This is a genomic window from Streptomyces sp. URMC 129, assembly GCF_051386415.1.
Taxonomy (GTDB): Bacteria; Actinomycetota; Actinomycetes; order Streptomycetales; family Streptomycetaceae; genus Streptomyces.
The window spans coordinates 1-7,595 of sequence record NZ_JBPQTQ010000196.1 but is presented as its reverse complement, the minus strand read 5'-3'; the positions used below and the strand labels follow the sequence as shown (position 1 = coordinate 7,595).

6 protein-coding genes are annotated in these 7,595 nt (G+C 72.6%); 1 reads left to right on the top strand and 5 read right to left on the bottom strand.

Annotated features, from left to right (window positions below):
* Positions 1-251 precede the first annotated feature (251 nt).
* Positions 252-1,058: a pyrroline-5-carboxylate reductase gene (gene proC / locus ACSNOC_RS26300; RefSeq protein WP_436750067.1), complete on the top strand. Its 807-nt coding sequence runs from the start codon at positions 252-254 to the stop codon at positions 1,056-1,058.
* A gap of 52 nt (positions 1,059-1,110) precedes the next feature.
* On the opposite strand, the gene ACSNOC_RS26295 is transcribed toward proC, so the two are convergent.
* The 5 genes from ACSNOC_RS26295 to ACSNOC_RS26275 form a co-directional block, all read right to left on the bottom strand.
* Positions 1,111-3,669 carry an ABC transporter permease gene (locus tag ACSNOC_RS26295; RefSeq protein ID WP_436750066.1) on the bottom strand — a complete coding sequence of 853 codons (2,559 nt, stop codon included), beginning with the start codon at positions 3,667-3,669 and terminating at the stop codon, positions 1,111-1,113.
* Positions 3,666-4,421 (bottom strand): ABC transporter ATP-binding protein, encoded by a 756-nt coding sequence (locus ACSNOC_RS26290; protein ID WP_436750065.1) that lies wholly within the window; start codon positions 4,419-4,421, stop codon positions 3,666-3,668. The genes ACSNOC_RS26295 and ACSNOC_RS26290 overlap by 4 nt, the downstream gene beginning before the upstream one ends.
* A gap of 122 nt (positions 4,422-4,543) precedes the next feature.
* Entirely contained in the window at positions 4,544-5,560 is a 1,017-nt protein-coding gene (locus ACSNOC_RS26285) for an ABC transporter ATP-binding protein (RefSeq protein ID WP_436750064.1), read from the bottom strand.
* Between the two features lie 5 nt (positions 5,561-5,565).
* Positions 5,566-6,330 carry an ABC transporter permease gene (locus tag ACSNOC_RS26280; RefSeq protein WP_436750068.1) on the bottom strand — a complete coding sequence of 255 codons (765 nt, stop codon included), beginning with the start codon at positions 6,328-6,330 and terminating at the stop codon, positions 5,566-5,568.
* A 31-nt stretch (positions 6,331-6,361) separates the two neighbouring features.
* A complete protein-coding gene (locus ACSNOC_RS26275; protein ID WP_436750063.1) occupies positions 6,362-7,177 on the bottom strand; it encodes an ABC transporter permease in 816 nt (271 codons plus the stop codon).
* Positions 7,178-7,595 lie beyond the last annotated feature (418 nt).

Genomic DNA, 7,595 nt, shown 5'->3' with positions numbered 1-7,595 from the left:
CGTGAACTCCCGGCCCGCACGACGCGGCACGGCAGCGCCCCGAAGGGTGAAACCCGCGGCGCGGGCCGGGAGTTCACGACATCGACGCGAGCGCCGGGGTGCGGCGCCCGCGTCACGGCCGTGCGTCCCGGACTCGCCCCCGTCCACCGGGCAGTGCGCCGGGGCCGCACGACTCCCGTGTCCTGCCCGAGGGGCGGATGCGAGGATGAGGCGGACAACCGCCCCTCTTCCGCGACAAGGTGAGCCGCGTCATGACCCACAAGATCGCCGTTCTCGGCGCCGGAAAGATCGGCGAGGCGCTGCTCGGCGGCATGCTCCGGGCCGGCCGGGCGCCCGCCGATCTGCTGGCCACCGCGCGCCGGGCCGAGCGGGCCCAGGCGCTGCGCGCCCGGCACGGCGTGGAGACCGTCAGCACCGCCGAGGCCGCCAAGACCGCCGACACCCTCATCCTCGCCGTCAAACCGCAGGACATGGGGACGCTGCTGGACGAACTGGCCCCGCACCTCCCGTCCGACCGGCTGATCATCTCGGCGGCGGCGGGCATCACGACGGCCTTCGTCGAGTCCCGCCTCACGCCGGGCACCCCGGTGGTGCGGGTGATGCCCAACACCCCGGCCCTGGTCGACCAGGCGATGTCCGTCATCTCCGGCGGCACGCACGCCACCGAGGAACACCTCGTCCACACCGAGGACATCTTCAACGGCGTCGGCAAGACGCTGCGGCTGCCCGAGTCCCAGCAGGACGCGGCGACCGCGCTCTCCGGCTCGGGACCGGCCTACTTCTACTACCTGGTCGAGGCCATGACCGACGCGGGCATCCTGCTGGGCCTGCCGCGCGACAAGGCCCACGACCTCATCGTGCAGGCCGCGATCGGCGCCGCCGTGATGCTGCGCGACAGCGGGGAGCACCCCGTGACCCTCCGCGAAGCGGTCACCTCCCCGGGCGGCACGACGATCAGCGCCATCCGCGAGCTGGAAACCCATGGCGTCCGCGCGGCCCTGATCGCGGCCCTGGAAGCAGCCCGCGACCGCAGCCGCGAACTGGCCTCCGGCACGTAGGAGAACACACGTGAAGCGCCCGCGGGCCCGTCCGGGATTCGCCGGGCGGGCCTCAGTCCGTCGCTATCGCGCGGAGCACGTTCATCCGGCCCGCCCTGAAGGCCGGGAGGAGGGCCGCCGCCAGGCCCACCACCGCCGAGCCGGCGAAGACGGCCGCGATCGTGACCCACGGGATCTCCAGCACGCCGAAGCCCTCCAGGGCCAGCACCCGCTGCGCCGTCGCGCCCCAGCCCAGGCCCAGACCCAGGCCGAGCAGCGCGCCGAAGAGGGCGATCACCACCGACTCCAGCCGCACCATCCGCCGCAGTTGCCGCCGCGACAGGCCGATGGCCCGCATCAGCCCGATCTCCCGCGTCCGTTCGATCACCGACAGGGCGAGAGTGTTCACCACACCCAGGATCGCCACCACGATCGCCAGCGCCAGCAGCCCGTAGACCAGGTTCAGCACCTGCCCGATCTCGTCCTCCAGCATCTGCTTGTAGTCGGCCTGATCCGACACCTGGTACTGCGGGAACGCCTCCAGGCTCTCCCGCAGCGCCGCGTACGCCGCCGCCTCCCGGCCCTCCTCCGCACTGGCGAACATCAACTGGCTCAACGGCATCAGATCCGCCGGCAGATGCGCCCGCGCCGTGTCCTGGCTCAGGTACATCGCGCCCTTGTCGAAGACCGTGTCCTCCGACGTGATCGCCCCCACCGTCAGCGCCACCGTCTCGCCGCCCACGAACCGCGCCGTCAGCTCGTCGCCCACCGACAGCCCGTGCTCCTCGGCGAACGACTCGCTCACCGACATGTGGTCCGGCTCGTACGCCGCCGACAGCTCGCCCGCCACCGTCGGCGTCCGAAGGTCCTCCGCGTATGTCGCGTCCGCCGCGATGACCTCCTCCGCCGCCGTCCGGCCGTCCGGCGTCGTCAGCTCCACCATCACCGCCGCGTAGTCCGTGACATGCGCCAGCCCCGGCGTCGAGCGCACCGCCTCCGCCGCCTCCGGCGTGATGAGCTGGTCCGACGTCGTGTCGATGATGAAGTCGGCGCCCACCGACCGGTCGAGCTGGTCCGACGCCGACGCCACCACCGAGGCCCCGACCACCGACAGCGATCCCACCAGCGCCAGCCCGATCATCAGCGCGCCCGCCGTGGCCCCCGTGCGCCGCGGGTTGCGCCGCGCGTTCCGCCCGGCCATCCGGCCCACCGGGCCGAACATCCGCAGCACCACCGCGCTCAGCACCCGCACCGCGCCACTCGCCAGCAGCGGTCCCACGACCACCGCGCCGACCAGCGTCAGCAGCAGCCCGGCCGACAGGTACAGCGACCCCTCGGCCGCCTCGTCCGCCATCCCGGCCTCGACCAGCGCCGCCACGCCCGCGGCCGTCAGCAGCAGCCCGACCGCCGCGCGGCCCTTCCCGGCCGCCGCGTCACCCGGCGTGCCCGCGTCCCGCAGCGCCGCCATCGGCGACACCCGGCTCGCCCGCCGCGCCGGCAGCCAGGCCGCGACCACCGTGGCCAGCACGCCCACCGCCATGCCGACGACCGGCGTGGTGACGTTCACCGTCAGCTCGGACGTGTCCAGGTTCACCCCGGCCGCGCCCATCAGCTCCATCAGGCCGATCGCCAGCCCGACCCCCGCGCCGACGCCGACCGCCGACCCGATGACCCCCAGCAGCAGCGCCTCCACCAGCACCGACCGGTTGACCTGGCGGCGCCCGGCCCCGATCGCCCGCATCAGCCCGATCTCCCGGGTGCGCTGCGCGACCAGCATCGAGAACGTGTTGACGATGAGGAAGATGCCCACCAGCACCGCGATCCCCGCGAAGCCGAGCATCGCGTAGCGGATGACGTCGAGGAAGCCGAGGTCCTCGCTCATCTGCGCCTTGTTCTCCGCCCGCGTCTCGACGTCGAAGCCCGCGCCGAGCCCCTCCGCGACCCGCCGCTTCAGCTCCTCGTCACCGACCCCGTCCGCGGCCAGCACGTCCACCGAGCTGATCACGTCCGGCGCGCCCAGCAGCTCCGTCCGCGCGGCCCCGGGCTCCAGCAGCACGTACGCCGCCCCCGGGTTCGTGCCGCGGAACTCCGCGAAGCCCGTCACCTCCACCACGAATCGGCCCGGCACGGCGATGATCTCCAGCTCGTCACCGATCGCCACGCCGTTCTGCTCCGTCATGTCCACGTCGACCAGCGCCTCGCCGGGCCCGCCCGGCGCCTCCCCGGCCGCCAGCTCCATCGTGCGCTGGGTGGCCGGCCCCCAGTCGCCGCCGAACGTCGGCCCCGCCGAGGCGCCCACGTCGTCCCCGTCGGCGTCGACCACCGTGATGCCGCCGCTGAGCACCAGCCCGTCGGCCCGCTCCACACCGTCGATGGCACGGACCCGCTCCACCACGTCCGCGGGCAGCGTCTCCTCCCGGCCGGTGTCCTGCGCGTTCTCCTCCTCCGCCGGATCGACCGTCACATCGGCGGCGACGGTGTCGAAGAACGTGTCGAACGTCCGGTTGAGCGTGTCGGTGAAGACGAGCGTGCCGCAGACGAACGCCACGGACAGCACGATCGCGATCCCCGACAGCACCATGCGTCCCTTGTGCGCGAAGAAGCTCCGCAGGGACGTCCGCATGACCGTCATGCCACCCGCCCCCGCGCGTCGAAGCGGCGCATGCGGTCCAGCACCAGATCCGCCGTCGGGTTCAGCATGTCGTCGACGATCCGCCCGTCCGCCAGGTACAGGACGCGGTCGGCGTGGGCGGCGGCGGTGGGGTCGTGGGTGACCATGACGACGGTCTGGCCGAGTTCGTCGACGGAACGGCGCAGGAAGCCGAGGATCTCGGCGCCGGCGCGGGAGTCGAGGTTGCCGGTCGGCTCGTCGCCGAAGATGATCTCGGGCCGGGCGGCGAGGGCGCGGGCCACGGCGACGCGCTGCTGCTGGCCGCCGGACAGCTCGGTGGGCCGGTGCTTGAGGCGGTCGGCCAGCCCGACGGTGGCGACGACGCGCCGCAGCCACTCGCGGTCGGGCCGGCGACCGGCGATGTCCATCGGGAGGGTGATGTTCTCCAGGGCGTTGAGCGTGGGCAGGAGGTTGAAGGACTGGAAGACGAAGCCGACGCTGTCCCGGCGCAGCCGGGTGAGCTTCCGGTCCTTCAGGCCGGTGACCTCGGTGGCGCCGAGCCAGACACGACCGGCGGTGACGGTGTCCAGACCGGCCAGGCAGTGCATCAGCGTCGACTTCCCCGACCCCGACGGGCCCATGATCGCGGTGAACGCCCCCCGCTCGATGTCCACCGACACCCCGTCCAGCGCCACCACCCGCGTCTCACCGGCGCCGTACGCCTTCACCACGCCCTCGGCCCGCGCGGCAACCGCCGTACGAGTCCCCCTCATGACCGTCGCCACGTCGGATCCCCTCTGCTGCTCTTCTGCACTGCCTTGTCAGGTACGCAGGCAACAGTGCCGTCCGGGGCATCCCCGCACGATGGTGTGCGTCGCCGTATCCGCCGGGGGGTTTACCCCACCCCCGGGCCTCCGGCAGCCCCACCGGGCGCGTACATCCGCGCGATCACGTCCTCGATGTCCGGCTCCCGCAGCGACAGGTCCACCAGCGGAAACCCCTCCGCGATCCGCGCCACCAACGGCGCCGCGCTCCGCGACGCGGGGAACGCCAGCCACTGCCGCGGCCCCTCCACCCGCACCGTCCGCGCCCCCGCCACCTCGATCGGCGGCAGCTCCCGTTCCAGATCCACCACCAGCGTCCGCTCGCTCTCGCCCACCTCGTGCAGTCCCGCCGGCGCCCCGTCGTACATCAGCCGCCCGTGGTCGATCACCATCACCCGGCCGCACAGCTGCTCGATGTCGGTCAGATCGTGCGTCGTCAGCAGCACCGTCGTGCCCAGCTCCGTGTTCAGATCGCGCAGGAACCCCCGCACCCGCGCCTTGCTGACCACATCGAGCCCGATCGTCGGCTCGTCCAGATACAGCACGTCCGGATCGTGCAGCAGCGCCGCCGCGATGTCCCCCCGCATCCGCTGCCCCAGCGAGAGCTGCCGCACCGGCACGTCCAGCAGCGCCCCCAGGTCCAGCAGCTCCACGCACCGGTCCAGATTCCGCCGGAACCGCGCCTCCTCCACCCGGTACATCCGCCGCACCAGGCCGTAGGAGTCCCGCAGCGGCAAGTCCCACCACAGCGTCGTCCGCTGCCCGAACACCACACCGATCCGCCGCGCCAGCCTCGTCCGCTCCCGCGACGGATCGATCCCGGCCACCCGCAGCCGCCCGCCGCTCGGCGTCAGAATGCCCGTCAGCATCTTGATCGTGGTCGACTTCCCCGCGCCGTTCGGCCCGATGTAGCCCACCATCTCCCCGCGCGCCACCCGGAACGAGATGCCGTCGACCGCCCGCACCTCCTCCCGCACCCGCCGGATCCGCCACAGCCCGCCGGTTCGCCGCCGGCGACGGACCCGGAACACCTTCTCCAGCCCGTCCACCTCGATCAGCGCCCCGTCGTCGGCCCGCGCATCGGTCATGCCGCTCAACTCCCCGTACTCCGATAGCTCCGCACACCCACCCGCCACGCCGGGGCGGCCACCGCGCACATCACGGCCGCCACCGCCGGGGACGCGACGTCCACCCAGCCCGGCAGGCCCAGCGGGTCGTCGCGGCCCAGCAGCCGCAGCACGGGCAGCCAGTTGACGAAGGCCAGCGGCACGACGAACGTCACCCCGCGCACCAGCTCCTTCGCGAAGATCGTCGGCGGGTGCTGGAGCAACGTGTTCCCGCCGTACGTGAACGAGTTCTGCACCTCGGCCGCGTCCTGCGCGACGAACTGGAACGCGCCGCCGAGCGCGTAGATCGCGCCGAAAATCACCGCGCCCGCCACCACCGTGACCACCAGCAGCAGCACGCGCCCCGCCGACCAGTCCAGCTCCAGCCGGGTCAGCGCCCACCCCAGCACGAACAGCCCCTGCGCCACCCGCCCGATGCGGCGCAGCGCGAACCGGTCCGCCGCCACCTGCGCGAAGACCGGCGCCGGCCGCACCAGCAGCACGTCCAGCGTCCCGTCCCTGATCCGGCCGCCGACCCGGTCGAGATTCCCCAGCACCAGATCGGCCAGCCCCAGCGACACGCTCGTCGTCCCGTACAGCAGCGCGACCTCCGCCACGGTGAAGCCGCCCAGCTCCTCCACGTGGGAGAACATGATCGCCAGGGCCACGAAGTCCAGCATCGACCCCACCGCGCTGCCCACCGTCATCAGCACGAACGACGTCCGGTACGTCAGTGCCGAACGCACCCACATCCCCACGATCAGCCCGTAGGCACGCAGCCCCTCACCCACCCTGGACCACCACCTTGCGCGTCGCCAGGGACTGCACCGCACGCCCGAGCAGGAGCAGCACCACCGCCCACCCCGCCTGGAAGGCCAGCACCCCGGCCACCGCCGCGACCCCCTCGTGCCGCCCCAGCAGCACATCGGCCGGCACCTGGAGCAGCGCCGCCCAGGGCAGCCAGCGCGCCACCTCGCCCAACCCGCCGGGGAACACCGTCAGCGGCAGCACCATCCCGGAGAAGAAAATGGCCAGCAGCGTGCCGAACATGTTCATCCCGGACCCGTCCAGCAACCAGAACGCGGTGAGCGCGATCAGGTACCGGATCGCGAAACTCACCACCACGGCCAGCGCCACCGAGCCCAGGAACAGCAGCCAGGTCCCCGGCCGCGTCGGCAGCGCCAGCTCGAACGCGAGCGCCCCCACGGCCAGCGGCACCACGCCCCGCCCCAGCAACTGGAAGGCCGCGCGCCCGGCATCGGAGGCCAGCCACCACATCTGCAGATCGGCCGGCCGGTACAGGTCGATGGCCACGTCCCCGCTGCGGATGCGTTCCTGCAGCTCCTCCTGGAACCCGCCGCCCAGCAGCGACACCGCGCCGATCAGGGCCTGGCCGGTCCAGACGAACGTCAGCGCCTGCGCCTGGTCGTAGCCACCGAGCTGGGGCCGCTGGGACCAGAGGGCGACAAAGGTGTAGGCGTAGATGAAGCCGAAAACGGTGTTGGTGAAGACCCCGGCCGCGGTCGCCAGCCGGTAGGTCGCGTAGCGCCGGAAACCGCCGGCCGCGACTGCCCGGTACAGCCCGGACCTCCGCCGCATCGCCACTCCCCCTCCCCTCCGCAAAGGCGCAAGAGCCTAGCGGCGCCGACGCCGGGGCGGCCACTGCTTTTCGCGGCCCCCGGCGATGAGTCGTAGGTCACAGCGGCCGGCCCAAGGGGCCCCCGGATCCGGTCCCCTGACTGGGCGACAGGGCAGCACGCCCCGGTGGCCCGGTCTCAACTTGACACCGTCCGGGGCGGTCCGTAGGGTCCTTCGAGCTTGCCCGGAATACAGACTCCACGGTCGATTTGGCTCGGCCGGCGGAATCCTCTACGGTAGTGAGCAACTCCTCCCGGCTCAGCGGAAGTTCGAGAAATCGAGCGTGATAGAGTCGGGAACACCGAAGGGAAGCGCCCGGGGGATCCTGAGAGGGATCTGAAGGAAGCGTCCGTTCCTTGAGAACTCAACAGCGTGCCAA